The sequence below is a fragment of the Sulfitobacter faviae genome (genome assembly GCF_029870955.1).
Taxonomy (GTDB): domain Bacteria; phylum Pseudomonadota; class Alphaproteobacteria; order Rhodobacterales; family Rhodobacteraceae; genus Sulfitobacter; species Sulfitobacter faviae.
The window spans coordinates 174,741-201,198 of sequence record NZ_PGFQ01000002.1 but is presented as its reverse complement, the minus strand read 5'-3'; the positions used below and the strand labels follow the sequence as shown (position 1 = coordinate 201,198).

At 64.1% G+C, this 26,458-nt stretch carries 28 protein-coding genes and 2 pseudogenes; 11 read left to right on the top strand and 19 right to left on the bottom strand.

Going from position 1 to position 26,458, the window contains the following annotated elements:
* Together CUR85_RS17540 and CUR85_RS17535 are read right to left on the bottom strand one after the other, a co-directional pair.
* The gene (locus CUR85_RS17540; protein ID WP_209273834.1) at positions 1-2,385 is read right to left on the bottom strand and encodes a transketolase-like TK C-terminal-containing protein; all 2,385 of its coding nucleotides are present in this window, start codon (positions 2,383-2,385) and stop codon (positions 1-3) included.
* A gap of 78 nt (positions 2,386-2,463) precedes the next feature.
* Entirely contained in the window at positions 2,464-3,666 is a 1,203-nt protein-coding gene (locus CUR85_RS17535) for a methionine gamma-lyase (protein WP_067263672.1), read from the bottom strand.
* A 94-nt stretch (positions 3,667-3,760) separates the two neighbouring features.
* Here CUR85_RS17535 and CUR85_RS17530 point away from each other — a divergent pair, with 94 nt between their 5' ends.
* The 6 genes from CUR85_RS17530 to CUR85_RS17510 all read left to right on the top strand — a co-directional run bounded on the left by CUR85_RS17530 (position 3,761) and on the right by CUR85_RS17510 (position 7,514).
* Positions 3,761-4,240, top strand: a complete 480-nt coding sequence (locus tag CUR85_RS17530; RefSeq protein WP_067263729.1) for an Lrp/AsnC family transcriptional regulator — start codon at positions 3,761-3,763, stop codon at positions 4,238-4,240.
* A gap of 74 nt (positions 4,241-4,314) precedes the next feature.
* On the top strand, positions 4,315-5,163 hold the full coding sequence (locus CUR85_RS20405) for a serine hydrolase domain-containing protein (RefSeq protein ID WP_280322951.1): 849 nt from the start codon (positions 4,315-4,317) through the stop codon (positions 5,161-5,163).
* A complete protein-coding gene (locus CUR85_RS20400) occupies positions 5,148-5,387 on the top strand; it encodes a hypothetical protein (protein WP_343245490.1) in 240 nt (79 codons plus the stop codon). The genes CUR85_RS20405 and CUR85_RS20400 overlap by 16 nt, the downstream gene beginning before the upstream one ends.
* A gap of 16 nt (positions 5,388-5,403) precedes the next feature.
* On the top strand, positions 5,404-5,847 hold the full coding sequence (locus tag CUR85_RS20395; RefSeq protein WP_343245489.1) for a PLP-dependent aminotransferase family protein: 444 nt from the start codon (positions 5,404-5,406) through the stop codon (positions 5,845-5,847).
* Positions 5,730-6,539, top strand: a complete 810-nt coding sequence (locus CUR85_RS17515) for an aminotransferase class I/II-fold pyridoxal phosphate-dependent enzyme (protein WP_343245493.1) — start codon at positions 5,730-5,732, stop codon at positions 6,537-6,539. The genes CUR85_RS20395 and CUR85_RS17515 overlap by 118 nt, the downstream gene beginning before the upstream one ends.
* Before the next feature lie 12 nt (positions 6,540-6,551).
* On the top strand, positions 6,552-7,514 hold the full coding sequence (locus CUR85_RS17510; RefSeq protein WP_067263680.1) for a threonine ammonia-lyase: 963 nt from the start codon (positions 6,552-6,554) through the stop codon (positions 7,512-7,514).
* A gap of 42 nt (positions 7,515-7,556) precedes the next feature.
* Here the strand turns inward: CUR85_RS17510 and CUR85_RS20670 are convergent, their stop codons facing one another.
* On the bottom strand, positions 7,557-8,354 hold the full coding sequence (locus tag CUR85_RS20670; protein WP_485129817.1) for a pyocin knob domain-containing protein: 798 nt from the start codon (positions 8,352-8,354) through the stop codon (positions 7,557-7,559).
* 71 nt (positions 8,355-8,425) lie between these two features.
* Positions 8,426-8,884 (bottom strand): DUF2793 domain-containing protein, encoded by a 459-nt coding sequence (locus tag CUR85_RS17505; RefSeq protein ID WP_280322950.1) that lies wholly within the window; start codon positions 8,882-8,884, stop codon positions 8,426-8,428.
* 249 nt (positions 8,885-9,133) lie between these two features.
* Between CUR85_RS17505 and CUR85_RS17500 the strand changes: the two genes are divergently transcribed.
* Positions 9,134-10,309 (top strand): nucleotide sugar dehydrogenase, encoded by a 1,176-nt coding sequence (locus tag CUR85_RS17500; protein ID WP_067263685.1) that lies wholly within the window; start codon positions 9,134-9,136, stop codon positions 10,307-10,309.
* A gap of 33 nt (positions 10,310-10,342) precedes the next feature.
* Positions 10,343-11,371, top strand: a complete 1,029-nt coding sequence (locus CUR85_RS17495; protein WP_067263688.1) for a P1 family peptidase — start codon at positions 10,343-10,345, stop codon at positions 11,369-11,371.
* Here CUR85_RS17495 and ureG read toward each other — a convergent pair.
* The 10 genes from ureG to CUR85_RS17445 all read right to left on the bottom strand — a co-directional run bounded on the left by ureG (position 11,368) and on the right by CUR85_RS17445 (position 18,310).
* Complete coding sequence (ureG, locus tag CUR85_RS17490; protein WP_067263690.1) at positions 11,368-12,012, bottom strand: urease accessory protein UreG; 645 nt, start codon at positions 12,010-12,012, stop codon at positions 11,368-11,370. The two genes, CUR85_RS17495 and ureG, sit on opposite strands and share 4 nt — an antisense overlap.
* Positions 12,009-12,656 carry an urease accessory protein UreF gene (locus tag CUR85_RS17485; RefSeq protein ID WP_067263737.1) on the bottom strand — a complete coding sequence of 216 codons (648 nt, stop codon included), beginning with the start codon at positions 12,654-12,656 and terminating at the stop codon, positions 12,009-12,011. The genes ureG and CUR85_RS17485 overlap by 4 nt, the downstream gene beginning before the upstream one ends.
* Positions 12,649-13,155: an urease accessory protein UreE gene (ureE, locus tag CUR85_RS17480; protein ID WP_082852022.1), complete on the bottom strand. Its 507-nt coding sequence runs from the start codon at positions 13,153-13,155 to the stop codon at positions 12,649-12,651. Before ureE ends, CUR85_RS17485 begins: the two co-directional genes overlap by 8 nt.
* A gap of 10 nt (positions 13,156-13,165) precedes the next feature.
* Positions 13,166-14,890 (bottom strand): urease subunit alpha, encoded by a 1,725-nt coding sequence (gene ureC / locus CUR85_RS17475; protein ID WP_067263693.1) that lies wholly within the window; start codon positions 14,888-14,890, stop codon positions 13,166-13,168.
* Positions 14,890-15,195 (bottom strand): urease subunit beta, encoded by a 306-nt coding sequence (locus CUR85_RS17470; protein ID WP_067263695.1) that lies wholly within the window; start codon positions 15,193-15,195, stop codon positions 14,890-14,892. Before CUR85_RS17470 ends, ureC begins: the two co-directional genes overlap by 1 nt.
* A 13-nt stretch (positions 15,196-15,208) precedes the next feature.
* Complete coding sequence (locus CUR85_RS17465; protein ID WP_280322949.1) at positions 15,209-15,388, bottom strand: hypothetical protein; 180 nt, start codon at positions 15,386-15,388, stop codon at positions 15,209-15,211.
* Positions 15,389-15,396: 8 nt separating this feature from the next.
* The gene (locus CUR85_RS17460) at positions 15,397-15,699 is read right to left on the bottom strand and encodes an urease subunit gamma (protein WP_067263701.1); all 303 of its coding nucleotides are present in this window, start codon (positions 15,697-15,699) and stop codon (positions 15,397-15,399) included.
* Position 15,700: 1 nt separating this feature from the next.
* On the bottom strand, positions 15,701-16,498 hold the full coding sequence (locus CUR85_RS17455; RefSeq protein ID WP_394376121.1) for an urease accessory protein UreD: 798 nt from the start codon (positions 16,496-16,498) through the stop codon (positions 15,701-15,703).
* A 250-nt stretch (positions 16,499-16,748) separates the two neighbouring features.
* Positions 16,749-17,729, bottom strand: a complete 981-nt coding sequence (locus CUR85_RS17450) for a zinc-binding dehydrogenase (RefSeq protein WP_067263705.1) — start codon at positions 17,727-17,729, stop codon at positions 16,749-16,751.
* A gap of 11 nt (positions 17,730-17,740) precedes the next feature.
* Entirely contained in the window at positions 17,741-18,310 is a 570-nt protein-coding gene (locus CUR85_RS17445) for a TetR/AcrR family transcriptional regulator (RefSeq protein ID WP_343245488.1), read from the bottom strand.
* Positions 18,311-18,530: 220 nt separating this feature from the next.
* Here CUR85_RS17445 and CUR85_RS17440 point away from each other — a divergent pair, with 220 nt between their 5' ends.
* Positions 18,531-19,277 carry an SDR family oxidoreductase gene (locus CUR85_RS17440; RefSeq protein WP_067263711.1) on the top strand — a complete coding sequence of 249 codons (747 nt, stop codon included), beginning with the start codon at positions 18,531-18,533 and terminating at the stop codon, positions 19,275-19,277.
* 4 nt (positions 19,278-19,281) lie between these two features.
* Here the strand turns inward: CUR85_RS17440 and CUR85_RS17435 are convergent, their stop codons facing one another.
* The 5 genes and pseudogenes from CUR85_RS17435 to CUR85_RS17415 all read right to left on the bottom strand — a co-directional run bounded on the left by CUR85_RS17435 (position 19,282) and on the right by CUR85_RS17415 (position 25,443).
* Positions 19,282-20,016: an FAD-binding oxidoreductase gene (locus CUR85_RS17435; RefSeq protein WP_280322956.1), complete on the bottom strand. Its 735-nt coding sequence runs from the start codon at positions 20,014-20,016 to the stop codon at positions 19,282-19,284.
* A gap of 201 nt (positions 20,017-20,217) precedes the next feature.
* Positions 20,218-20,516 (bottom strand): annotated as a pseudogene (locus tag CUR85_RS17430) (FAD-binding oxidoreductase); the annotation flags it as partial.
* Between the two features lie 225 nt (positions 20,517-20,741).
* On the bottom strand, positions 20,742-22,448 hold the full coding sequence (locus CUR85_RS17425; RefSeq protein ID WP_067263715.1) for a thiamine pyrophosphate-binding protein: 1,707 nt from the start codon (positions 22,446-22,448) through the stop codon (positions 20,742-20,744).
* A gap of 27 nt (positions 22,449-22,475) precedes the next feature.
* A pseudogene (locus CUR85_RS17420) lies at positions 22,476-23,965 on the bottom strand (TRAP transporter permease).
* 518 nt (positions 23,966-24,483) lie between these two features.
* Positions 24,484-25,443 carry a TAXI family TRAP transporter solute-binding subunit gene (locus CUR85_RS17415; protein ID WP_067263721.1) on the bottom strand — a complete coding sequence of 320 codons (960 nt, stop codon included), beginning with the start codon at positions 25,441-25,443 and terminating at the stop codon, positions 24,484-24,486.
* Between the two features lie 252 nt (positions 25,444-25,695).
* Between CUR85_RS17415 and CUR85_RS17410 the strand changes: the two genes are divergently transcribed.
* Together CUR85_RS17410 and CUR85_RS17405 are read left to right on the top strand one after the other, a co-directional pair.
* The gene (locus CUR85_RS17410; RefSeq protein WP_280322948.1) at positions 25,696-26,013 is read left to right on the top strand and encodes a FadR/GntR family transcriptional regulator; all 318 of its coding nucleotides are present in this window, start codon (positions 25,696-25,698) and stop codon (positions 26,011-26,013) included.
* Positions 25,980-26,450 carry a FadR/GntR family transcriptional regulator gene (locus CUR85_RS17405; protein WP_280322947.1) on the top strand — a complete coding sequence of 157 codons (471 nt, stop codon included), beginning with the start codon at positions 25,980-25,982 and terminating at the stop codon, positions 26,448-26,450. The genes CUR85_RS17410 and CUR85_RS17405 overlap by 34 nt, the downstream gene beginning before the upstream one ends.
* Positions 26,451-26,458 lie beyond the last annotated feature (8 nt).

Below are 26,458 nucleotides of genomic sequence, written 5' to 3'. Positions count from 1 at the left end.
TCAACCCGCCACCCGGTGCAGCATCTGGCGGCCCGGGGTGAGCCCCTGCACCTTTTCCACGATCGAGCGCGCGTCGATCCCGAAATGCCGGTAGAGGTCGGCGATGGTGCCGGTCTGGCCGAAATGCTCGACCCCAAGCGGCACCGTCTGATGCCCCACGACCGCGCCCAGCCACGACAGTGTCGCCGGATGGCCGTCAATCACCGTCACCAGCTTGCAATCGCGCGGCAATTGGCCGAGCAGCGTTTCGATATGGCTCTGCGCCGCGTGGTTGCCGCGCGCCCGGGCGCGCTGTGCCGCGGTCCAGCCGGCGTTCAGCCGGTCGGCGGAGGTCACCGCAAGCACACCCACGTCGCGGCGGCCCTCGGCGATGCTGCCCGCGGCCTTGATCGCCTCGGGCGCCACGGCACCTTGATAGGCGATCACCACGTCGCAGTTCGGCCCCGGCTTGCGCAGCCAATAGGCCCCGTCGATGGCGCCTTGGCGGAAGTCCTCGTCGACGCGCTTGCCGGGCTGTTCGATGGGATTGGTGGTGAGCCGCAGATAGACCGAGCCGCCGGTCTCGTCGCGCAGCCATGTGCGCTCGTCCGGGTCGCCTTCGCCATCGCGTTGCAGGTAGTCGAAGGCCCACTGCATGATGACCGCCAACTCGTCGGCGAAGGCAGGCTCAAAGCTCGCCAAGCCATCCTGGCTCATGCCGATGAGCGGCGTGCCGATGGATTGATGCGCCCCGCCCTCGGGCGCGAGCGTCACGCCCGAGGGGGTGCCCACGATCATGAAGCGCGCGTCCTGATAACAAGCGTAGTTCAGCGCATCCAAGCCGCGGGCGACGAAGGGATCATAGACCGTGCCGATGGGAATGACCCGCTTGCCAAAGAGCGAATGCGACAGGCCCGCCGCGCCCAGAAGCAGGAAGAGATTCATCTCGGCGATGCCCAGTTCGATGTGCTGGCCCTCGGGCGTGAATTCCCATTTCGCGGTGGAGGGGATCTTCTCGTTGATGAAAGTGTCGGCCTGTTCGCTGCGCGCGAAGAGCTTGCGCCGGTTCACCCATGGCCCGAGGTTCGTGGTCCCGGTCACGTCCGGCGACATGGTAACGATGCGGGAGGCGAGATCGCTGTCGCCCTTCGACAGATCGTCGAGAATTTTGCCAAAGGCCATCTGCGTGGAGATTTCGCGGTCGCTCGACAGTTCGATCCGCGGCACCGGCAGCGTGGCATCATTGTAGCGGCGGCGGCCCTTGGCGAAGAAGGGCACGCGATCCAGCGCCGCTTGCAGCGCTTGCGGGTCCTCGACGGTGGCGAAAGGCTCCCATTCCTCCCCCTCGGCCACGCCCATGTGTTTCTGCCAGTCGGCCATCTGGGTCTTGGTCATCAGACCGCCGTGGTTGTCCTTGTGCCCTGCGATCGGCGTGCCCCAGCCCTTGATGGTATAGGCGAGAAAACAGACCGGGCGGTCGTGGTCGATGGCGGCGAAGGTCTCGGCCATGGTCTCAACGCAATTGCCGCCAAGGTTCTCCATCAGCTCGGCCAGTTCGTCATCGCTGCGGGCGTCGATCAATGCCGTGACATCACCCTGATCGCCAAGCGCCTCCATCAACCGCTCGCGCCAGACCGCGCCGCCCTGATAGGTCAGCGCCGAATAGAGCTGGTTGGGGCAATTGTCGATCCAGTCGCGCAGCTTGTCACCGCCCGGCTCCTCGAACGCGGCGCGCTGCAGGGCGCCGTATTTCACCTTGACCACGTCCCAGCCGAAGGCGTCGAAAATCTGCTCAATGCGTTTGAACAGCCCCTCGCGCACCACCCCGTCGAGCGACTGGCGGTTGTAGTCGATGATCCACCAGGTGTTGCGCAGGTCGTTCTTCCAGCCCTCCTGCAGGGCCTCGTAGATGTTGCCCTCGTCCAACTCGGCGTCGCCCACCAAGGCGACCATGCGGCCCAGATCGACATCCGCGCCCCAGTCTTTCGCGGTGATGTAATCCTGCACCAGCGAAGCGAAGGAGGTCACCGCCACCCCAAGCCCGACCGACCCGGTGGAAAAATCCACGTCGTCCACGTCCTTGGTGCGGCTGGGGTAGCTCTGCACGCCCTGAAACCCGCGGAAATTCTCCATCTTCTCGCGGGTCTGGTTGCCCATCAGGTATTGCATCGCGTGGAAGATCGGCGAGGCATGGGGCTTCACCGCCACGCGGTCCTCTGGCCGCAGGGCGCTGAAATAAAGCGCCGTCATGATCGACACCATCGAGGCCGAAGACGCCTGATGCCCGCCCACCTTGATGCCGTCCACCTTGGGCCGAATGTGGTTCGCGTTGTGGATCATCCAGTGCGACAGCCACAGCAGACGTTGTTCGATGGTCTTCAGCTGGGCAGGGGCGAGAGCGGTCATGGCAGGTCTTTCATTCTGAGGATCCCTTGGGCGGTGCCCTCCTCGACACCGCCCGCGACTGGTCCGGTTCGTGCCGGATCAGGCTGCGCGCATGTTATGCGCCCCGAGCGCGGCGTAAAGGTCATCAATGATGTCTTCCGCCGATTCCAACCCGACCGAAAGCCGCACCAGCCCCTCGGCGATACCGTGTTCGGCGCGTTCCTCGGGCGAATAGGTGGAATGGGTCATGCTGGCGGGGTGCTGGATCAGGCTTTCCGCGTCGCCAAGGCTCACCGCGCGCTGAATGAGGTTCAGCCGGTTCATGAAAGCGATGCCGCCCGCCTTGCCGCCCTTGACCTCGAAGGGGATCATGCCGCCGAAGTTGCCCATCTGCCGCCGCGCAAGCTCGGCCTGAGGGAAGCTTGCCAGCCCCGGGTAGGCGACATGCAGCACCGCCGGGTGCTGCTCCAGCGCCTCGGCGACCTTGGCGGCGGTGGCGCAGTGGCGCTCCATGCGCAGTTCCAGCGTCTTGATCCCGCGCAAAAGCAGCATGGCGGTGAGCGGCGACATCACGGCACCGGTCATGTCTTTCAGACCCACGAGCCGCACCTGCATCATGTCCTCGGCATTGCCCACCACGAGGCCCGCCACCACGTCGCCGTGACCAGAAAGGAACTTCGTCGCCGAATGCAGCACGATGTCGGCGCCATGTTCGATGGGCCGGGTGATGACCGGCGTGGCATAGGTGTTGTCGACCACCACCTTGGCGCCCACGCGATGCGCGATGTCGGAGATGGCGGCGATGTCCACCAGCCGGTTGTTCGGGTTCGCAGGCGTCTCGAAATAGACCACCTTGGTCTGGTCGCTGATCACCTCGGCGAGGTTTGCAGGCTCGGTCATGTCGACCAGCGTCACCTTGACGCCAAAGCGCGGCAGGCCATGGGTCATGAAAGCGAAGGTGCAGCCATAAAGCGTCTTGTCGATGATGATCTCGTCGCCCGCCTGAAGGAAGGACCAGAGCGTCGAGGTGATTGCCCCCATGCCCGAGGCGGTGGCGAGGCCAGCCTCGGCGCCTTCGAGGTTGGCGATACGTTTTTCCAGATGGTCCAACGTGGGGTTGCTGATACGGGTGTAGAAATGCCCTTCGCGCTCGCCCGCGAACATGTCGCCGCCCGCCTCCGCGGTCTCGAAGGTAAAGGTCGAACTCATGTAAATCGGCGGGTTCAGCGCGCCCTGTTCGTCCTGCGCGTCATAGCCGTGGTGAATGGCGCGGGTGGCAAAGGATTTCTGGTTCTCGGTCATGGCTGGCCCCTGTCTGATTTTGCGGCATGATCCGATGGCGCAAGGGGCATTTGGTTGCTAATATATGCGCAAATTGCAGGAGATTTGGCATATCATGCCCCAAACGCCCCGATTGGACGCCACCGACCGCCGCATCATCCGCACCTTGCAGCGCAACGGCCGGATGACCAACCTCGATCTGGCGGAGGAGGTCGGCCTCTCGCCCTCGCCCTGCCTGCGGCGCCTGCGCGCGCTAGAGAAGAGCGGCGCGATCCGGGGCTACAGCGTGGAGGTCGATGCCAAGGCCTACGGGCTGCCGGTCACGGTCATGGTGCGCGTGACGCTGGACGGGCACGACGAGGGCACGGTGCAGCGTTTCGAAAGCCAAATCCGCGCGATCCCGGAAGTGCTGGAATGTTTCGTGATGAGCGGCCTGTCGGACTACCTGCTGCGCGTCGTGGTGGGCGATCTCGAGGACTATGAGCGTTTCGTGCGCGCGCGGCTGCATCCCATCGGCGGCATCGGCTCGATCGACACCAGTTTTGTCTACGGCGTGGTCAAACGCTCTCAGGTCTATCCCGACATCGGCGATTGAGGCGTGGAGACATTTAACCGGTTTACAATTCCGCCCCCCTTGGGAAATGTTCGCCCGAAGCCCCGAGGAGCCCCATGACATTCGCCGCCACCCCCGCCCTGCAAGCCGTCGTCGACCATGCGCAAGCGCATGAGACCGACTGGCCCCGCTCGATGTACCATGCCGATGGCGCCTATGTCGGCAACCGCGAGTGGAACGAGAGCGGCCCCTGGACCGAGATCGTGGGGCCCGTTAAACCGCGCGGCGGCCCTGCCGGGGTGATCCTGCACCGCGGCCAGCGCGTGGCTGAGTGGGGCGATACGACGCGCGCCGACATGACATTCTCCATCGCCAAGAGCTATCTGTCGGTGCTGGCGGGGCTGGCGGTGAAAGACGGGCTGATCGCGGACCTCGACGCGCCGGTGGGCGACAGCGTGCCGGGGCCGCATTTTTCGGGCGATCACAACGGGCGCATCACCTGGCGGCATCTGTTGCAGATGAACAGCGAATGGCGCGGCGAGATTTTCGGCAAGGACGATCAGGTCGACCACTACCGCCAGATCGGCCCGGGTGCGGACAACAGCCGCAAGGGACAGTTGCGGCAGGTCGGCGCGCCGGGCAGCCACTATGAGTACAACGACGTGCGGGTCAACGCGCTGGCCTATGCGCTGATGATGCGCTTCCGCCGGCCCTTGCCGGAGGTGCTGCGCGCGCGGATCATGGACCCGATCGGGGCCTCCGCTGACTGGCGGTGGGAGGGCTATTCGACCTCATGGGTCGAGCTGGATGGCACCCGAATGCAATCGGTCACCGGCGGCGGGCATTGGGGTGGGGCCTCTTCATCTCTGCCGAGGATCACGCAAAATTTGGCCAGTTCATCTGCCAGAACGGCGCGTGGAACGGCGAACAAATTCTGCCCGAGGACTGGATGCAGCGGTCCCTGACGCCAACGCCGACGCTCGACAAATACGGCTTCCTGTGGTGGCTGAACCGCGGCGCGGAGGCCGATCCGAAACTGCCCGAGAGCGCCTTCAGCGCGCAGGGCGCGGGCGGCCATACGATCTGGATCGCGCCCGAGCACGAGATCGTAGCCGTGATGCGCTGGCTCGCCCCGACCGCCACGCCGCCATTCCTCCGCCGGCTCTTCGCCGCGCTGACCGAGAGCTGACACGAAAGGAAACCCCATGCATATCAAGACCTTCGGCGTCGAAATGTGGATGAACGAATTTGAGAACCACTGCCGTTACAACCTCGCCGAGACCTGTGTGGACTCGATCACCCTAGGTGAGTTGATCGACATGGCGGACGTCGACAATTCCGTGCTGGGCGAATTGCGCGAGATGCGCATGGGCTATGGCGCGATCGAGGGCTCGGACCGTCTGCGCGACGCGGTGGCGGGGCTCTACGAAAACCAAGCCCGCGAGAACGTGCTGACCACCCACGGCACCATCGGGCCAATGCGCTGGTGCACCAGACGCTGGTCAGCCGCGGCGACCATGTCATCGCCATCGTGCCGACCTACCAGCAGCATTACTCGATCCCCGAGAGCATCGGTGCCGAGATCGAACTGCTGCACCTGCGCCCCGAGAACGGCTTTCTGCCCGACCTTGATGAGCTGCGCGCGATGATGCGGCCCGACACGCGGATGATCGCCACCAACAACCCCAACAACCCGACCGGCGCGCTGATGGATCGCACGATGCTGGCTGAGATTGCCGAGATCGCGCGCGGCAGCGGCGCATGGGTGCTCTGCGACGAGGTCTATCGCGGCACCGATCAGGCGGGGAACGGCTATACCGCCTCGATCTGTGATCTTTACGAGCGTGGCATCAGCACGGCGGGCATGTCCAAGGCCTATTCGCTGGCCGGGCTGCGCGTGGGCTGGGTCGCGGGGCCGAAAACCCTGCTGGAAGACATCATGATCCACCGCGATTACAACACGATTTCCGTCGGGCGGATTGACGAGTATTTCGCGGCCGTCGCCCTCGAAAACCGCGCCCAAATCCTCGATCGCGCGCATCGGATCACCCGCGAGAACCTCGCGATCCTGTCGGATTGGGTCGAGGCCGAGCCGCTGATCTCATGGGTGAAGCCGCAAGCGGGCACCACGGCGCTGCTGAAATACGACCTGCCGCTGCCCTCCCGCGATTTCTGCACGCAACTGCTGGAGGAAGAGGGCGTCCTCTTCACCCCCGGCAGCGCCATGGACATGGAGGGCTGGCTGCGCATCGGTTTCGCCAATTCGACGGCGGACCTGCGCGACGGATTGGCGCGTGTCTCGGCCTTCCTCGTGCGTCACGGCGCGGCACAGTCAAGCTAGATGGAGCCCGTCATGCCGTCAGCCTCAGACCTGATCGCTCAAAGCGCCGCACGTTCCTGCGTGGTTCATCGCAAAATCGCGGGCGCGGTTTACCGCACCCCGGTGATCGCCTCCCGCTTGCCAATGGCAGAGGGCTCGCGGCTGTTCTACAAAGCCGAGAACTTCCAGCATACCGGGTCATTCAAGCTGCGCGGCGCCAGCGCGAAACTGACCACCGTGCCGCTCGACCGGCCTGTCATCACCGCATCTTCCGGCAACCACGGCATCGCCTGCTCGCTTGCGGCCCAGACCACGGGGCATGAGTTGATCGTCGTACTGCCCGAAACCGTCGTCGCCAAGAAACGCAAGATCATCGAAAGCTACGGCACGAGGGTCGTGATCCATGGGGCCGATGCCTCGCTTTCAGAGCTGCACGCGCAGAGCTTGGCCGAGGCTGAGGGCTACACCTATATCTCACCTTACAATGATGCCGAGGTGATCGCGGGGCAGGGCACCGCCGCGCTGGAACTGCTCGACCAGATCGAAGGCATCGACAATGTCTTCATCTCGATGGGCGGTGGCGGGCTGATCTCGGGCATGGGATCGGTGATCAAGGAATTCTCCCCGCGGACCCGCGTCATCGGTGTAAGCGCTGCGAATAGCTGTGCGCTGGCCGCGTCGATCAAAGCGGGCAAGATCGTCGAAACGGAACATCTCGACACGCTGGCCGATGGCGTGGCGGGCGGGGTCGATGCGGACTCGATGACCCTACCGATCGCAAGCGCGGTGATCGACGAGATCATCCATTGCGACGAGGATCAGATCGCCGAGGCGCTGAAAGTATTGGCTTGGGAAGAGAATATGCTGGTCGAAGGGGCCGCCGCTTTGGCGCTGGCGGCCTATCTGGCAGGGCCGCAGGGCGACGCGGGCCAGACCTCTGTCGTTCTGCTTTGCGGAGGCAATTATGAGGTCGAGCAATTGCGCAGGATCATCTAACGGCCACCCGGCTCGATCCTGCGGACCGGGTCCGTTTCCCCCTCAGCGCATGTCGAACCGCAGGTCGACCCAACGGCCTTCAGGAATGTCCCGCGGCGCACCGCCCGCCCAGCCGTCCTGCCAGATCACCTCGCAGGTGCGGATATCGAGCGTCCCCGCATCATAGCGGCACGCGACATGAACCAGCCGGTTGCCATTCGCATCCTGCGGCGCTTCGATCTGCCAGCCGCGGCTGGCGAGCGGCGGCACATTCGACAATCGGTAATGGCCCGGCCCGATCCGTTCGAACCCTGCACCCAAAGGCACCGCAGGCTCTTCACGGCCATCGCGGAACAGGCGCACGATCGGGCTGGCTTCCTTGATGAATCCATTGGCATCCACGGTCGTATTCGCGCCAGACCACAAAGGCTGCCACGCGCCCCATGCCCCCGTCGCCCGCACACGAATGGCCAGACCCGGCGTGTCGATGCCCAGTGCGATCTGCCACAGATAGGCGCTCTGCCCGCCCAAGGTGCTATTGCCGCAGAGCAGGCCGAAGACCCCATTCAGCGCCGGGAACGGGTTGGCCCCGGCAGGCGCCTGCGCATGGGCGCCGCCATAGCTTGAAAAACTGCCCGAAAGATCATGCGCGTTGAGGTCCGTCACCAACGGCCCCGCGTCAGCGCCGATGCCGAAATCCCCCACCCGCAGCAAACGACCCACCGTCGCATCATCCACGCCCTGCGTCAGCGCCGCGCCTGAGGCGATGCCGCTCGCTGCGTCAAAGGCCAGTGCGGTGGTCCAACTGCTGCCATCGGCGCTGACCTTGATGGCGAAATCATCCTGCCCCGCCGTGCCCATTTCGGCCCGGCCAGACCAATCGGTTTGGAACAGCAGGCTCGCGGTATCGGCGGCGCTGGCCTTGTTGAGCTTCAGCTGATGCCCCGCCCCTTCGTGGGTAAACAGGCTCGCCGGGGAGGAGACCGACAGGCGATTGCCACTGTCATGATCCGTATTAACCCCCAGCCCGGAGAGGTTCGCCAGATCGGGGGCGAGACCTCGGTCCACGCCCCAGCCCCCCAACGGTGCAGAATCCCTGTCGATTTATCCAAGGCAACCCAGCCGTCTTGCGGGGCGGTGAACTGCCAGGTCTCTCCGACCCACGCGGCGAGTTCACCGGGATGACCTGCCCAAACCTCTGTCGGCGCGTCACCGAGCGCATGAACCTCCCCCGCCTGCGGCAGGGCGGGCGGCGTGTTGGCCTCAAAGCCTTCGACCGCAAGCTGCACCAGAAGATCGAGCCGTTGCAGCGCTTCGTTATGGGTCACATGTTTTTGCGCCTGTGCGGGCATCAAATAGGGCAGGGATAGGCGCTCAGAGGTGTCGGGCATCGGGGCTCTCCGCGTTATGGGTCGCCTGAGACTGTGAGAAGGAAGTCTTGCCAGCCTGACAACCCACCGTTCGGGCCGCGCGCAACAATCGGCGGTCCTGCACCATCGCACGGCACGGGCGGAAGGTTCGCGCTGCGGCCTTCACTTTCGCCAAACCGCCCTAACTCCCTGTCAGGCGGTGCCTTTTCAAAACGAGAGCCGCAGTTTAACATCACGCCACGCCACGCCGCGCAAGAAAGGCCCACGCTTATGTCCAAGACCAAGATCGCCGTTGTCGGTATCGGCTACGTCGGGCTTTCGAATGCGGTGCTGCTGGCGCAGCACAACGAGGTAACAGCGGTCGATTTGAACGCAGAACGGGTGGCGCAGGTGAATGCCCGCCGTGCGCCAATCGTCGATCCGGAGATCGAGCAATATCTCGCGGAAAAGCCCCTCACCCTCCGGGCCACGACCGACGCGGAGGCGGCATATCGCGACGCTGATTATGTGCTCATCGCCACGCCGACCAACTATGACCCACGCAGCAATGTCTTCGACACCTCCAGTGTTGAGGCGGTGGTGCGTGATGTTTTGGCGGTCACGAGAACGGCCACCATCGTCATCAAATCCACCGTCCCGGTGGGCTATACCGCGGGCCTCTCCGCCGAGTTGAACAGCGACCAAGTCATCTTCAGCCCGGAATTCCTGCGCGAGGGCCGCGCGCTCTACGACAACCTCCACCCCTCGCGCATCGTCGTCGGCGAAGACAGCCCGCGTGCCCGGCGCTTCGCGCAACTGCTGGCCGAGGGGGCAATCGACGACGACATTCCCATGCTCTTTACAGGCCCGTCCGAGGCGGAAGCGATCAAGCTCTTCGCCAATACCTTCCTCGCCATGCGGGTGGCCTATTTCAATGAGTTGGACAGCTACGCGTTGACCAATGGGTTGGACACGCGGCAGATCATCGACGGTGTCTGCCTCGACCCGCGCATCGGTGGGCATTACAACAACCCGTCTTTTGGGTATGGCGGTTACTGTTTGCCCAAGGATTCCAAACAGTTGCTGGCCAATTACTCTGACGTGCCGCAAAACCTGATAAACGCCGTGGTCGAGGCGAACCGCACCCGCAAGGATTTCGTCTCGGAGCAGATTCTGGCGCTTGGCCCTCAGCGGGTGGGCATCTACCGGTTGGTGATGAAGGCCGGATCGGACAACTTCCGCCAAAGCTCGGTCCAAGGGATCATGAAGCGGCTCAAGGCCAAGGGCATCGAGGTGATCGTTTACGAGCCGGTGCTGCAAGAGGAACGCTTTTTCGGCTCCGAGGTCACCCGCGATCTGGAGGCGTTCAAGGCGCGCGCGGATGTGATCGTGGCCAACCGCAGTCACCCCGATCTGGCGGATGTCCCCGACAAGGTCTTCACCCGCGATCTTTTTGGCGCGGATTGACGCACCAACGTAATCCAAACTCTCGAAGGCAAAATGCGCAATACGATCGACAGCAAGAACTGGTGGACCCTGCCCGCGGGGCCACGAAGTACCATCTGCGATGTCGCGGGGGTGCGCGTGGGCAGCCAAGACCTACGCGGGGAGGGGCTTTGCACCGGGGTGACGGCGGTTCTGCCGCATGAAGGTGATCTTTTCCGCAATCCGGTGCCTGCGGGCGTCGCCGTGTTGAACGGTTTCGGCAAAAGCGCGGGCCTGATGCAACTGGCCGAACTGGGCCAGATCGAGACGCCGATCCTGCTGACCAACACCTTTGGCGTCGGCCCCTGTAGCACGGCGCTGATCCGGCGGGCGATTGCAGAAAACCCCGAGATCGGGCGGGGCCTTTGCACGGTCAACCCGCTGGTTTTGGAATGCAACGACGGCACGGTGAACGACATTCAGGCGCTGGCGGTGACCGAGGATCACGCGCAGGCGGCGATTGCCGCTTGCGGGCCAGCGTTTGCGCAGGGCACCGTCGGGGCCGGTAGCGGGATGAAGACCTTCGGCTATGCTGGTGGTCTCGGCTCCGCTTCGCGGCGGGTCGCCCTACCGGGCGGCGCAGGGTTCGACCTTGGCGCGCTGGTCTTGTCGAACTTCGGCCAGCAAAGTGCTTTGCGGGTCTTTGGCCAACAGTTGCCGCCGCCGGGGCCGGGGGATGACCCCGACAAGGGCTCGATCATCATCATTCTGGCGACCGACGCGCCGATGGGGTCGCGGCAGTTGACCCGCATGGCCCGGCGCAGCGCCGCGGCCCTTGGCCGGTTGGGCAGCCACATCGGCCATCAAAGCGGCGACATCGCGCTGGCCTTCTCAACCGCCAACCGCATCACGCGCGGCGGGGCCGACACGCAGAACGTCGAGCGGATGAACGAAGACCGGATGGATGCCTTCTTTATCGCGGCGGTCGAAGCGGTTGAGGAGGCGATCCTCAACGCGCTTTGGCATGGCGTCCCGCATCGGGGCTATGATGGTAGCCTTCTGCCCGCCTTCCGCGACCGGATGGCCGAGGTCTATCGCGGTTAAGCCGCGCTCACCGGGTTCATGGGGGCGAGGTCGAGTCCCCCGACCTGCGCCAGATGCGCCAGCAGCGCGTCGATCCCCTCGCCGGACCTTAACGCACAGAAGACCGTCGGCAGGTCCGGGCGCATCCGCGCGCTATCGCGCTGCATGACCTCGAGCGAGGCGCCGACATGAGGGGCGAGGTCGGTCTTGTTGATGACCAGAATGTCGGATTTGGTGATCGCCGGGCCGCCCTTGCGGGGGATCTCCTCGCCCGCCGCCACGTCGATCACATAGAGCGTTACATCCGCCAATTCGGGGCTGAAGGTAGCCGACAGGTTGTCGCCGCCGCTTTCGATCAAGACCACTTCCACATCCGGATGCCGCGCCACCATCTCCGCCACGGCGGCAAGGTTGATCGAGGCATCCTCGCGAATTGCCGTATGCGGGCAGCCGCCGGTCTCGACCCCGATGATCCGGTCTTGGGGCAGCACCTGCATGCGCATCAGCGCCTCGGCGTCCTCTTGGGTGTAGATGTCATTGGTGATCACGCCGATGGACAGCCGATCACGCAGCGCGCGGCTGAGCGCGGCGGTCAGAGTGGTCTTGCCCGCGCCCACCGGGCCGCCGATGCCGACGCGCAAAGGGCCATTGTTGCGTTTCATGTGCGGAAAATCCTTGAATATTGGGTTTCGTGTTTCATCGCGGCGATGTCGCTGAGAAAGGCGGTGGAGGAGAGATCGTCGAGCGTGCCCTCCTCTGCCGCCGCGGCAACCTCAAGGCAAATCGGCGCAAGGTCGCGGATGACGATCTGCCCCTCGGTCTGCCCCAAGGGGATCAGGCGCATGCCCGCGGTGGCGAGGTTGGCGGTAAAGGCGTGCAAGAACACCTCAAGCGTTTGACGCAGCGGCAGCCCTTGCAACCGCGCGGCGCGTCCGACGGCCACGGGATAGCAAAGCGGCGGCATCTCCTGCTGCCAGATCGCGGCGCTGGCGCGGGCAAAGGCTTCGCCCTGTAGCACGGTCTCTTTCAACCGCTCGGCAGAGGCGGCAAAGGCGCGGGCCTGCGCGTCGATCTCCGATGGGTCATCCGCGTGATAAGCCGCCGCAAGGAAAAGCGCATCCGCCTGTCCCGCGCCGTGCCGCAGCACGCCGCGCAGCCAATCGGCCAAGCTGTCTTGCCCCGTTACATCCCCGTTCTGCACCGCCCATTCCAACCCATGGCTATAGGCGAAGGCCCCCACCGGGTAGGAGGGCGACAGCATCTGCACCAAGGTAAGAAGCGCGTCGGCCTGTAGGGTGTCAGCCATGCGCATGGTCATGCGGGTGGTCGTGATTGTGAACAGCGTGGTGAACATGGCCGTGATCATGCCCATGGGTGCGCCCATGGCCATAGGCACCGCCCTCGGGGCGGAAGGGGCCGGTGATCTCTCGCGTGGTGGCACCGATCTGGCCGAGCATCTTGGCGATCACATGGTCGCGCTGAATCACCAGCCGGTCGGCGTCGATTTGACAGGGGGTGTGGCGGTTGCCGATATGCCACGCGATGCGCGGCAGGTCGGGGCCGGTCACCTCCAGCAGGGCTTCGTCGGCGGCCACAACTTCGACCAAACGCCCGTCGGCCAGCACGAAGGCATCGCCATGGTCGAGCGAGGTGGTCTGTGCAAGATCCACCAGAAACGCCAGCCCGTCCGCCGTGGTCAGCACCTTGCGGCGCAGAAAGCGCCCGTCATAGGTCAGCTCGACCCGGTCACTGGCCTCGGACCACGCTCCGGCGCGACGCATCTCTTGGCAAAGAATTGGGGTCATCTCGGTCTCTTCAAAACAGGAAATAGCGCTGCGCCATGGGCAGCACGGAGGCAGGTTCACAGGTCAGCAATTCACCATCCGCGCGCACCTCATAGGTCTCGGGGTTGACCTCGACCTCGGGCAGCGCGTCGTTCAACTTCAGATCGCGCTTGCCGATCTCGCGGGTGTTGCGCACTGCAAGCGTCTGTTTGGCAAGGCCGAGGCTACCGCCCACTCCCGCGGCCTCTGCCGCTTCGCTGACAAAGACCACGGCGGAGTTTTCCACCGCCCGGCCATAGGCGCCGAACATGGGCCGCGAATAGACCGGCTGCGGCGTGGGGATCGAGGCGTTGGGGTCGCCCATCTGCGCGCAGACGATGCTGCCGCCAAGCAAGACCATCTCGGGCTTCACCCCGAAAAAGGCGGGGTTCCACAGCACCAGATCGGCACGCTTGCCCTCTCCAATGCTGCCGATATGGGTCGAGATGCCATGAGCGATAGCGGGGTTAATGGTGTATTTCGCGATGTAGCGGCGGACGCGATAATTGTCGTTGTCGCCCGTCTCTTCGGGCAACCGTCCGCGCTGCTTTTTCATCTTGTCAGCGGTCTGCCATGTGCGGATCAAGACCTCTCCGACCCGGCCCATGGCCTGACTGTCGGAGGCGATGATCGAGAAAGCCCCCATGTCATGCAGAATGTCTTCGGCGGCGATGGTCTCCCGCCGGATGCGGCTTTCGGCAAAGGCCACATCCTCGGGGATCGATTTGTCGAGGTGGTGACACACCATGAGCATATCCAGATGCTCTTCCAACGTGTTGACCGTGAAGGGCCGCGTGGGGTTGGTCGAGGAGGGCAGCACATGCTCTTCGCCGCAAATCTTGATGATGTCCGGGGCATGGCCCCCGCCCGCGCCTTCGGTGTGGAAGGCGTGGATCGTGCGGCCCTTCATGGCCTTCACGGTATGTTCGACAAAGCCGCTTTCGTTCAGCGTGTCGGTGTGGATCATCACCTGCACGTCCATCGCATCGGCAACGCCAAGGCAGCAGTCGATGGCCGCCGGGGTGGTGCCCCAATCCTCATGCAGTTTCAGCGCGCAGGCGCCTGCGTTGATCTGCTCTTCCAGTGCGGCGGGTTGCGAGGCATTGCCTTTCCCTGCAAAGGCGAGGTTCATCGGAAAGGCATCGGCGGCCTGCATCATGCGCCCGATATGCCAGCCGCCCGGCGTGCAGGTGGTGGCCAATGTGCCATGCGCGGGGCCAGTGCCGCCGCCGAGCATGGTGGTCAGCCCCGAATGCAGTGCGTCTTCGATCTGTTGCGGGCAGATGAAGTGGATATGGCTGTCAAAGCCCCCGGCAGTGAGGATGCGCCCCTCGCCCGCGATCACCTCGGTGCCCGGCCCGATGATGATATCGACCCCTGGCTGCGTGTCTGGGTTGCCCGCTTTGCCGATCTTGGCGATGCGCCCGTCTTTCAGCCCGACATCGGCCTTGTAGATGCCGGTATGGTCAACGATCAGCGCATTGGTGATGACCGTGTCCACGGCGCCGCCCGCGCGGGTGACCTGCGACTGGCCCATGCCATCGCGGATCACCTTGCCGCCGCCGAACTTGACCTCTTCGCCATAGGCCCGGCCCTCCCCAGTGGTCAGGTCACGTTCGACTTCGATGATAAGGTCCGTATCGGCCAGCCGCACCCGGTCGCCCACTGTGGGGCCGAACATGGCGGCATAGTCACCGCGTTTGATCTGTGCAGGCATCAGAGGTCTCCCATCACCGCGCTGTTAAAGCCAAAGACACGCCGCGCCCCGCCGATCGGGATGAGCGCGACCTCGCGCCGTTGGCCGGGCTCGAAACGCACCGCAGTCCCCGCCGCGATGTCGAGGCGCAGGCCCCGCGCGGCGGCGCGGTCGAACTCAAGCGCCGGGTTGCTCTCGGCGAAATGGTAGTGGCTGCCGACCTGCACCGGGCGGTCGCCGGTATTGGCGACCATCAGCGTGATCGCCGTGCTGTCGGCATTGAGGGTCAACAGGCCCTCCGCCGGAATGATCTCACCGGGGATCATGCTTTGGATGTCTTCAGACGCCGCAGGACGAGGATCCCCCCGACAGCGCAAAGGCCGCGGCGGCGATCAGGTAGACGGCGAGCGATCCGTCGCCCTCTCCGCCGTGGCTGTGGGGGAGCGGCGCGCTATGGGCGAAGGCCGCCATGGCGAGCGACATAAGCGGCAGGGCAAGAAGGGGGGCAAAACGCGGCATGGGATATCCTATCTGATGGGGTTGTGCACGGTGACCAATTTGGTCCCGTCGGGAAAAGTGGCTTCGACCTGCACCTCGGGGATCATCTCGGCCACCCCCTCCATACAGTCGTCGCGGGTGATGACATGGGCACCGGCCTGCATCATATCGGCCACGCTGCGGCCATCCCGCGCGCCTTCGACCACGGTGTCGGTGATGAGGGCGATGGCCTCCGGGTGGTTCAGCTTGACCCCGCGCGCAAGGCGCTTGCGGGCGACCTCGGCAGCCATGGAGATCAGCAGTTTGTCTTTTTCTCGCGGGGTCAGTTGCACGTCAGGTCATCCATGATCGGGGAAGGGTGTCACCGCTCAACGTGCCCAAAATCGGGACGAGCGATTGGCGAAGATCGAAACTATCTGCGGCGAGGATCCGAGCAACCAGCAGGTCAGGGCCGATCAGGCTGGCCCCGGCGATGTCGGGCAATTGGGCGCGGAGCCGGGGCAGCCGCGCTTCGGCATCGGGGGCCACATAGATCAGCGTGGCAAGGGCACCGGCCCCGGCCGCGATGTGCGGGGCCGCCAGATGCGCGGTGACATCGCCGCTGAGCGTCATCGCGTCGTGAAAAAGCGGCTGGCCCGCGCGGTTGACCTCGATCCGGTCGCGGAAATAGGCATGACGCAGCGCTTCACCCATAGCGGCGCGGCCAAAGACAAGTGGCTCCACCAGCAGGAGAGAGGCGTCTTGCGCCAGATCGACGGTCAGATGCCGCCGCAGGGCGCATCCGTCGTAGAGAATGGTCTCTTGCGGCAGCCAATGCAGCGTCGCGCCGGAGTCGACGGTGAGGGTATTGCGCAGCGCCGCTACTTGCCCCGGTTGCGCGCGATAGGCGCGTTCGGCGGCCTGCGTGGTGAGGCTGAGCGCCGCTTGCGCCTCGGCACGGGCCGTCAGGGCAAAACTATCGCCGCCGGTGATGCCGCCTGCGGAATTGATGACGATTGCTTGCAACAGCGCGGGGTCGGGGCGGGGGAAGAGCAGCTTCATCGCGCCCGACTGGCGCAATTCGCCGATTGTCGAACCGCCCCGCGCAGCCTTGGCCGAGACCATCGCAGCACCGATGGCGCGCGGCTGCACCGGGGTCGCTTGGGGGCTGTTTATGCTGCTGTCGATGAGGATGAGGAACGCTCCGCCCTGTAAAGTCTGATGATTTTTTAATCACCATAGAGACGGGGGAGAGTCATCGCCGAGGCGGTTCAGAGCCGCCTGCACGGCGGGCTTGCCTGAAAAATGGGCAGCAAATCGCGGTGCTGTCCGAAACTTGGGCATTCCGCGCATGGGGCGGCGACCCCGGGGAGGGAGGGCCGCCGCTGTCGTCAAATCCCGATCACGGGCGCAGCATGACCTTGCCGCCACGGCCCGTGGTCAGCGCGGCTTTCATCGCCTCGGTCACCTCGGCCAGCGGGTAGATGCCGCCGGTGTCGAGGGGCAGTTGGCCCTTTGCAGCCAGTTGCACCAATTCGCCAATCAGGCGGCCCCGCGTCTCTGCCGCCATCTCGCCGCTGACGCGCGAGCCCCAGAAGCCTTTGACGGTGATGTGCTTCATGATCAATTCGCCCGAGGACATGGAGAGCGGCTGGCCTGTCGCCGTGCCGAAGACGATCAACTCACCGTCCTTGCCCAGTAGTTCGACCAGTTGACCGCCCAACTCACCGCCGACGGAATCGATGGCCGAGACCGCGCCGTCTTTGCCGATCAACTCACGCGCTTTGCTCTGCCAATCCGCATCTTCGGTGGAGAGGACATGTTCCGCGCCGGTGTCGCGCATCTCTTCGGCGGCGCCTTCGCGGCGGACGAGGTTCAGCAATTTGACACCGCGCGCCTTGGCCAGACCGACCATGATCTTGCCGACCGCGCCATTGGCGGCGGTTTGGATCAGCCAATCGCCTTCGCCGACTTTGAGGGTTTCCAACAGGGACAGGGCGCTGAAGGGCATGGCAATCAACTGCGCGCCCGCTTCGTCCGAGATCGCCTCAGGCAGGGGCAGCAGGCCCGCGGCAGGGGCGGTGAAATACTCGGCCCATGCGCCGTGGAAGCCAGCGGCGGTGACGCGTTTGCCGATCAGCGCCTCATCAACGCCTTCGCCCACGGCCTCGACGATGCCAAGCGCTTCGGAGCCGCCGATGGCGCCGGGCAGTTCGGGCTTGTAGCCATAGTTGCCGCGCACGGTCCAAAGGTCGTGGTTGTGGATGGGCGAGAGCACCATGCGCAGCAGCGCTTCGCCTGCGGCGGGCGCGGGCTTGTCGGTTTCGCGGGTGGTCAGAACCTCGGCGGGCTCGCCGAATGTGTCGTGGATGGCAGCGAACATGCTGTTTCCTTTCAGGTTGGGAATTGGTCCCCGGTGGGGGAGAGTTGGGCAGAGGTTTCAGCGCGCGCCATGCGCAGCGGCGCATCGCTGCGTGCCAGTTTGGCCAGCACCGCAGCGCCGAGCCATTTGGCATAGAGCATGCGGGCTGTGGTCTCGGGGTCTTCGAGCACCCGAACGGTCCCATCCTCTGCGCCTTGGCGCAGCAATTGGGCAATTCGGGCGACCAAAGCATCGACACCCTGATCGAGGGTTTCGCGCATCGTTTCCGACAGGTCGGCGACTTCGGATCCGAGTTTCACCACCAAACAGGCGCTGGCGATCCCCGGGGCGCTGGATTGGCTGAGCCATGCATCCCAGAAATTGTCGAGCTTGCCGCCCGCCGTTCCCGGGGCCGCGATCAGCGCATCGACACGGTCGAGATAGGCCTCGACGTAATCTGCCAGCATCGCGGTGCCAAAAGCCTCTTTCGACGCGAAGTAATAGTAAAACGAGCCCTTGGGCACGCCGCTTTCGCTCAGAATGCGCGACAGGCCAACGCCAGAGAACCCGTGCCGCAGCACGAGGCTGCGCCCTATGTCCAAGATGCGTTGCCGCGTCTGATCTGATTTCTTTGCCTCTGTCATACCGGGGCATCTAAGGAATAATAGACCGGTCGTCTAGTGCGCTCGCGCGAATGTGAGACAGCCAAGTTGAACGAGGCGCCAAATCGGAAAAATAGCGAAAAAACCTATTCTTGCGCGATCATATATATTAGATTCCACACAACGGCCCGCAGGGCGATGACAGGGATGGAATGGTAAGATGGATCAAAAGATTGCTCTGATAACAGGGGCCGGAAGCGGGGTGGGCCTTGCCTGTGCGCAGCGTTTGGCGAAGGACGGTTTCACTCTCGTGCTGACGGGGCGGCAGCAGGATAAGATCGACGCAGCCTGCGCGAGGCTCGACGGGCAGGGGCATATCGCCGTGGCCGCCGATGTGGGCGTCGAGGCGGAGGTCGATGCGCTTTTCGAGCGGGTGGAGACGACCTTTGGGCGGCTGGATCTGCTGTTCAACAATGCCGGGCGCAATGGCTCGGCAGTTGAGGTAGACGCGCTCAGCGTGGCGGAGTGGAACGACATCGTCGCGACCAATCTGACCGGGTCATTCCTCTGCGCCCGTGCGGCTTTCGCCCTGATGAAACGGCAGAGCCCCAAGGGCGGGCGAATCATCAACAACGGCTCGATCAGCGCTCATGTGCCGCGCCCTCTGTCGGTGCCCTATACGGCGACGAAACACGCGATCACCGGGTTGACCCGCGCGCTGTCGCTCGACGGGCGGGCGCATGACATTGCCTGCGGGCAGATCGACATCGGCAATGCGGCGAGCGAGATGACCGAGCGGATGAAGGAGGGCATTCTGCAACCCAATGGCAGCCGCATGTCCGAGCCGCGCATGGATGTGAACGATGTGGCCGAAACGCTGTCTTACATGGCGAAGCTGTCGCTTGACTCCAACGCCATGTTCGTCACCGTGATGGCCACCAAAATGCCCTTCGCGGGGCGCGGTTAAGCGGTCAAAGCACCTTGCCCGGGTTCATCAAATGGCCCGGGTCGAGGGTGGCCTTGATCTGCTCCATCAACTCCAGCGCGACCGGGTCTTTATACCGGCGCAGCTCGGCGCGTTTGAAGGTGCCGATGCCATGTTCCGCCGAGAACGAGCCGCCCATTTCGTGCACGATATCATGCACGATTCGGTTGAACGCCCCGTATTCGGCAAGGAACGCCGCATCCGCCATATCCACCGGACGTGACAGATTGAAATGCAGGTTGCCGTCGCCGAAATGGCCAAAGGGGCAGGGGCGCAGCCCGGGCATGTGATCCATACAGGCTTGGGTCGCCTCGCGGATGAAATCCGCCACGCGGGACACCGGGACCGAAACGTCATGTTTGATCGACGCGCCTTCGGGTTTCTGCGCCTCTGACAGGTTCTCTCGCAGCGCCCAAAGCGCGTCTTTCTGCGCCTCCGAGGCGCCGATCACGGCGTCGATGATTTCCTCCGCCTCGAAAGCGGCTTCCAGCGCGGTTTCCAGCCGGGTGTCGAGGTCTGTCTGCGCGCCATTGCCGGTGAGTTCGATCAGGCAATAGGCGGGATGCACCTCGGCCATCGGATCGCTACAGCCGGGCGCGTGGTCGATCACCATTTGCAGGCCCAGCCGGTCGATATACTCGAATGTCGAAAGCGTGTCGGCGGTCTGGCCGCGCATCCGCGCATAGAGCGCGAGCGCCGGATCGGGGCCGGTGCAGGCCACTAGCGCGGTGGCGCGGGCGGTGGGTTTGGGAAAGAGTTTGATCACCGCCGCCGTGATGATGCCAAGCGTGCCTTCGGCGCCGATAAAGAGGTGTTTGAGGTCAAAGCCGGTGTTGTTTTTTCGCAGGCCGTTCAGGTCATTCAGCACCCGGCCATCGGGCAGCACCGCTTCTATCCCCAGCACGAGGTCACGGGTATTGCCATAGCGCAGCACCGCCGTGCCGCCTGCGTTGGTCGAAAGGTTGCCGCCGATCTGGCATGACCCTTCGGAAGCGAGCGAGAGCGGAAAGAGCGCGTCGACCTCATCCGCCGCCGCTTGGATATTGGCAAGGATGCAGCCCGCCTCGACCGTCATCGTGGCATTGGTCGGATCGACCGCGCGGATACGGTTCAGCCGGTCTGTTGTGAGGATAATGCCGCCATCGGGCACGCCGCCCCCGCAAGGCCGGTGTTGCCGCCCTGCGGCGTGACCGGCACCTCGGCGGCATGGCACAGACGCATGCAGGCGGCGACCTCTTCGGTTGAGCCGGGGCGGATCAGCGCCAGCGCCGTGCCGCGCCGCAGCCCGCGGTCTTCGATCAGCCGCGCGTCGAAATCCTTGGCGTCGGTCACCACATGGGCAGGGCCGATGGCATCGCGCAGCGCATCGAGCAAGGCGGCGTGGTCTTGCGCGTCCGTATCATCTGCGCGGGGCGGCGCGGTCAGGGTCGTCATCTGGGTCATCCTTCAGCGCTGGTCAGCGTCGACTTTTTTCTGGGCCGCCGCGCGCAGCTTGCTGATCGTGGTGCGGGTCGAGATCTGCTCAGGGTCGGTCACCAGTTCGATCAGGGCGGGACGGCCACTCTCGCGGGCGCGGGTGAAGGCGGCGGCGAAATCCTCGGTTTTGGTCACCCGCTCGGCATGGGCGCCCAGACCTTCGGCCATCTTTACGAAGTCTTGGTTCTGCAAGGTGGTGCCCGAGATACGCTCCGGGTGGTCGCGTTCTTGGTGCATGCGGATGGTGCCGTAGATGCCGTTGTTGAACAGCAGCACGATGGGCCGCCCGCCATATTGCGCGGCGGTGGCGAGTTCGTTGCCGCTCATCATAAAGCCGCCATCGCCGACGAAGGAGAGCGTCAGCCGTTCAGGGTCTGCGATCGAGGCTGCGACGGCGGCGGGCACGGAATAGCCCATCGCGCCACAGGTGGAGCCGACGATCCGGCCCGGACGGCCAAAGCGCAGGAACCGCTGCGCCCAGCCGGTGTGGTTGCCCGCGTCGAGCGTGACCACCACGTCGTCGGGCAGCTCATCGCGCAGTTGCGCAAGGGCCACCCCCATGTCGAGGTCCCAGTCCCCGCCATTGGGCGCTTCGGTATCGGTGAGGTAATCGGCATGCAGCTTGTCGCACCAATCGCCCCATGCCTCTGCCCGGCCAAGATCGACGCCGTCCAAGGCCGCGGCCACAGCGACGGGCGCCGCGGCGATGCCCAAATCCGGTGAATAGACGCGGCCGATCTCATCCGCCTCCGGATAGAGATGCACCAGACGGGTCTCGGGGTTGGGTGATTGCATGGTGGTGTAGGTCTTGGTCGTCATCTCGCCCAAACGCGCGCCGATCACGATGAGCAAATCCGCCTCGCGTTGATGCGCGTAAAGACTGGGCGCGGTGGAGGTGCCGAAATCGCCTGCATAGACCGGCGAGAGGTTGTTCACGATGTCCTGTCGCCGGAAAGAGGTGGTGACGGGGATCTTGTTGGCCTCGGCAAAGCGGGTGATGGCCGCCGCACTTCCATCCGACCAGCCGGAGCCGCCGAGCAGCAGCAGGGGCCGTTCGGCTTGCGCGATCTCGGTCTTGAGCATATCGAGGCTATCGGGCGACAGGCCGGCATGGGTGGCCGTATAGGGCCGCGCATCGGCGACGGAAACCACCTCGGTCAGCATGTCTTCGGGCAGGGAGATCACCACCGGGCCGGGGCGGCCCGAGGTCGCCACGCGGAAGGCGCGGGCCATATATTCCGGCACCCGCGCCGGGTCGTCGATCTGGGCGGCCCATTTGGCGATGGGGCCGAACATGGCGCGGTAGTCGACTTCCTGAAAGGCTTCGCGGTCGGTGGTGTCGCGGGCGATCTGGCCCACGAGCAGGATCATCGGCGTGCTGTCTTGCTGCGCGATATGCACGCCGATGGCCGCGTGGCAGGCCCCGGGGCCGCGGGTGACCATGCAGATGCCAGGCTTGCCGGTGAGCTTGCCATAGGTCTCGGCCATATTCGCGGCTCCGGCTTCGTGCCGGGCGTTGATCAGGTTGAAACGGTCCTGCACGTCATGCAGCGCGTCCAGCACCTCAAGGTAGCTTTCGCCGGGCACGCAATAGGCGGTGTCGGCGCCGTGGATCAAAAGCTGATCCACAAGGACCTGTCCGCCGGTCCGCGCCTTGAGGGATGTTTTTTGCAGCATGGAGAAGGCTCCGTTTCGTTCTGAGATTTAAGTATGTGTGGCCGCTTGGCTTTTCGGGTTGGGGTTCCTGGCCTTTTGGAAGGCCAGGATAACGCCCGCGATGACCAGCCCCGAGGCAGTGAGCCGCAGATCGGGATAGATCAGCAAGAGCGACGCCGCGAAAAGCACCACCGACAGCACATTCGACAGTTGGCCAAAGTAGTAGCGTTGCAGGGCCGCGGCCAGCAGGATGACGCCAATGGTGGCCTGCAACAGGACCAAGGTGATCTGGGTGGCCGAACCCTGCATCAAGATCGCCGGTTCATAGACGAACATGAAGGGCACGATAAAGCCGGTGGCCCCGAGTTTCACCGCAGCCCAGCTCGCCTCGACGATCTTGGCGTGGGACAGGGTGTTGGCGGCATAGACCGCCATGGCGACGGGGGGCGTGATGGCCGACAGGATCGCGAAGTAGAACACGAAGAGATGCGCCGCTTCGACTTGGACGCCCAGTTTCACCAATGCCGGCACCAGCAGGGCGACCTGCACGATATAGGCCGGTGTGGTCGGCATCCCCATGCCAAGGATGATGCCCGCGATCATCGACAGGAAGAGCGCGATGACCAGCGTGTCTTGGGCCGCTTCGATCACGAAGTTCGAGAAGGTCAGGCCAAGGCCGGTGATGTCGATCACGCCGACGACGATGCCCGCACAGGCACAGGCCGCGGCAATCGCCAGCACGTTACGCGCGCCGCCTTCGAGCGCTTCGAGGATGTTGTCGACGGTGACGTAATGCCGTGTCGTCTTGCGCAGCGCCGCCACGGGCACGACCGAGACGATACCGCAAAGCGCCGCATAGGGGGCCGAATAGCCCAGCATCAGCACGCCCACGATGATCGCCAGTGGCAAGAACAGGTGGCCCCGCTCGACAAGAACGGTTTTCAGCGGCACTTGATCCTCTTTCGGGACCGAACCGATGCCCTTGCGCTTGGCCTCGAAATGGACCGCGGCAAAAAGGGCCACATAGAACAGGATCGCGGGCGCCAGCGCGTATTTCGCGACCGTGAGGTATCCCACGCCGAGGTATTCGGCCATGACAAAGGCCGCAGCCCCCATGACGGGCGGCATGATCTGCCCCCGGTCGAGGCCACGGCCTCGACTGCGCCGGAGAAGGCGGGTTTGAACCCCATGCGTTTCATCAGCGGGATGGAGAAGGTCCCGGTCGTCATCACATTGGCCACGGCAGAGCCGGACACCGACCCGAAGAGGCCCGAGGTCACACAGGCCACCTTGGCCGGACCGCCGACCTGACGCCCGGTAAGCGCCACCGCGAAATCCATGAAGAGTTGGCCCACGCCCATCCGCTCGACCAAAGAGCCGAATAGGATGAAAAGCACCATATAGGTCGCGGAAACCGCGATCGGGATGCCGAAGATGCCTTCGGGCGTCATGAACAACTGCTCAAGGATCACCGAGGGCAGGGTCGAGGTGAAGGCGAGGCCGTAGCCGAGAAACAGCAGCGCCGTGATCGGCAGCATCGGCCCCAGCATCCGGCGCGTGGCCTCAAGCAACAGGACAACCAGCGTGATCCCCACCACAATGTCCATCGGCATCAGCGGATCGACGTAGAGAAAGCGCTGCGTGATGTAGTTGAGGTTGAAGGACGGATAGAGCGCCGCGCCCAAGGCAACCAGCCCGAGCACCACGTCATACCAGCGCGGCACATCGTTGCGCAGCCCCTTGCGGTTGACGGTCAGGAAGATCAGCAAAAGCGCCAGAGCGACGTGCACGCCGCGCATGATATAGGGGTTGGGCGGGCCGACGAAGGCGACATAGAGATGCCAAGCAGCCATGCCGATCAGGATCAGCCTTGCTATGCGGGTAATCAGGGGCATCTTGTCCAGAAAGATCGACAGTTGCATGGGGGTTCTCGCGTCTAGAGTGGAAAGCGGCCCTTGTGCGGCGGCGCATGCGATGCACGGGCGGTAGGGCCTATGGGGATGTGGGTCGGGCGGAGCGCTTGGCCCCGGCCGACCCGTTTCTCGTCAGGGGGAAATTACATCCCCGAGACGCCACGCTCTGCGTAGAACTCTTTCGCGGCGGGGTGGAAGGGCACGCCGATGTCGGTGGCCATTTCCTCGACCGTCAGGTTCGCCATGGATTTGCTGATCGCGGCGAAGCTGTCGTTGTTGTCGGCAATCGCGGCGAGCACGGATTTGACGATCTCACCGTCATAGTCGCAGGGCGCGACCATATGGGTGTCGTAGCTGATCGCATGCACGGTCTCATCGAAACCGGGGTAAGCGCCTGCCTTGACTTCGCGGCGCTGGAAGGCGGCGTTCTTGTCTTTGAAGTACTGGAAGGTCTCTTCATCCACGTCGATCAGGCGGATCTTGCGGGAGGAGGCCAGATCCATGACCGAACCTGTCGGCAGCGACGACCCGAGCGTGAAGAAATCGGCCTGACCGTCTTTCATCTGCGAGGCGGAGTCGGAATAGGAGGTGTTGGCGACGCTGTCGAGGTCATCAAAGGTCATGTCGGCGGTCGACAAAAGCTCGCGTGTCAGGAATTCGCCCGTGTTGCCAAGCTGCTGCGTGGTCAGGCGTTTGCCCTTCATGTCGGCGATGGTCTTGATGCCCGAATCCTCAAGCGCGACGATCTGGAAATACTGCGGATAAAGAATGCCAAGGTTGCAGACATTGGTCGTGGCCTTGCGGAACGGCTCTTTGCCCGACAGGCTGTCCACGGTCGAGATCGAGTTGGCGAAGGCGATGCCAAAGCGGCCCGCGTCCACGCCGACCACATTCGACACGCCCGCACCCGGCGTGACGGTGATGTCCATATCTGGGTTCTCACGCTCCACGATCGCCTTGATCGCGCCGCCCACGGGATACCACGAGCCGCCCTGCTGGCCGGTCGCCATGACAAAGCTCTGCGCATGGGCGGCGGCGCCTGCGACGGCGAAAAGGATGGTGGCCGCTGTGGTGCGGCGGATCGATTTGAAGAACGGTGACATAGAAACTCCTCCCGAGTTTTGACTGTGTGTCGGCAGCTACTGGATGGGTTCCGGGCTCCCCCTGACATCCTCTTGCCGTGATCCGCAGACTGCGGGGGAATCTCTAGCCTGTCAATTAAAAATACAAATTTACGGGGATTTCATCTTACTTGTAATGTTGTATTCTGGTTGTAATGCTGGGAATGACCCTACCTTCTGATTATTGACAGCTTGTCATACAGGTGGTCCAATCGGCGAAAGGAAGTTGTTATTATGGCTGCAAATCTTCAGGCGACCGCGCCCCTCGTCGATGGTGCCACGCTGAGCGATCAGGTGACGGAGGTGCTGCGCCACAACGTGGTGAACGGCGTGTGGAACGTGGGCGATGTGCTGCCCTCCGAAACCACATTGGCCAGCGATTTCGACGTGAGCCGCACGGTGATCCGCGAGGCGGTGTCGCGCCTTAAGGCCGAAGGCATGTTGTCGAGCCGTCAGGGCCGGGGGCCTTTGTCGCCAGCGACCGGCCCCGTCAGGGCTTTGCGATTCCCGAACGTGATATGGAAAGCCAGCGCAAGCTTGAACAGATCCTAGAGCTGCGCATGGGGCTTGAGATCGAAGCCGCTGCCATCGCCGCCGCCCGCGCCACCCCCGAGGCCCGCGCAGAGATTGAGCGTGCCGCCGCCGCCTATGACCAAAGCAACAAGATCGGCGGCCCGGCAGTGGCGGCAGGGGTCACTGCCGACCTCGATTTTCACCGCGCGGTTTGCGAGGCGACGGGCAACAGCTATTACCTCAGCCTGTTCAACTACCTTGTCGCCAGCCTGCGCGAGACGATGCTGGCCGGGCGGCTGCAAGCGCTGAAACGCGGTGGAGAAAGCCGTGACGCGATTCAAGAGCATTACGACATCGCCGCCTCTATCGCCGAGGGTGACGCGGAACGCGCCCGCCAGCGGATGCGCGACCACCTCCAGATGTCAAGCGGGCGGCTTTTGGCACAGCTCAAGACTGAGGACGGATTGGCGGAGTGACCGTTCCT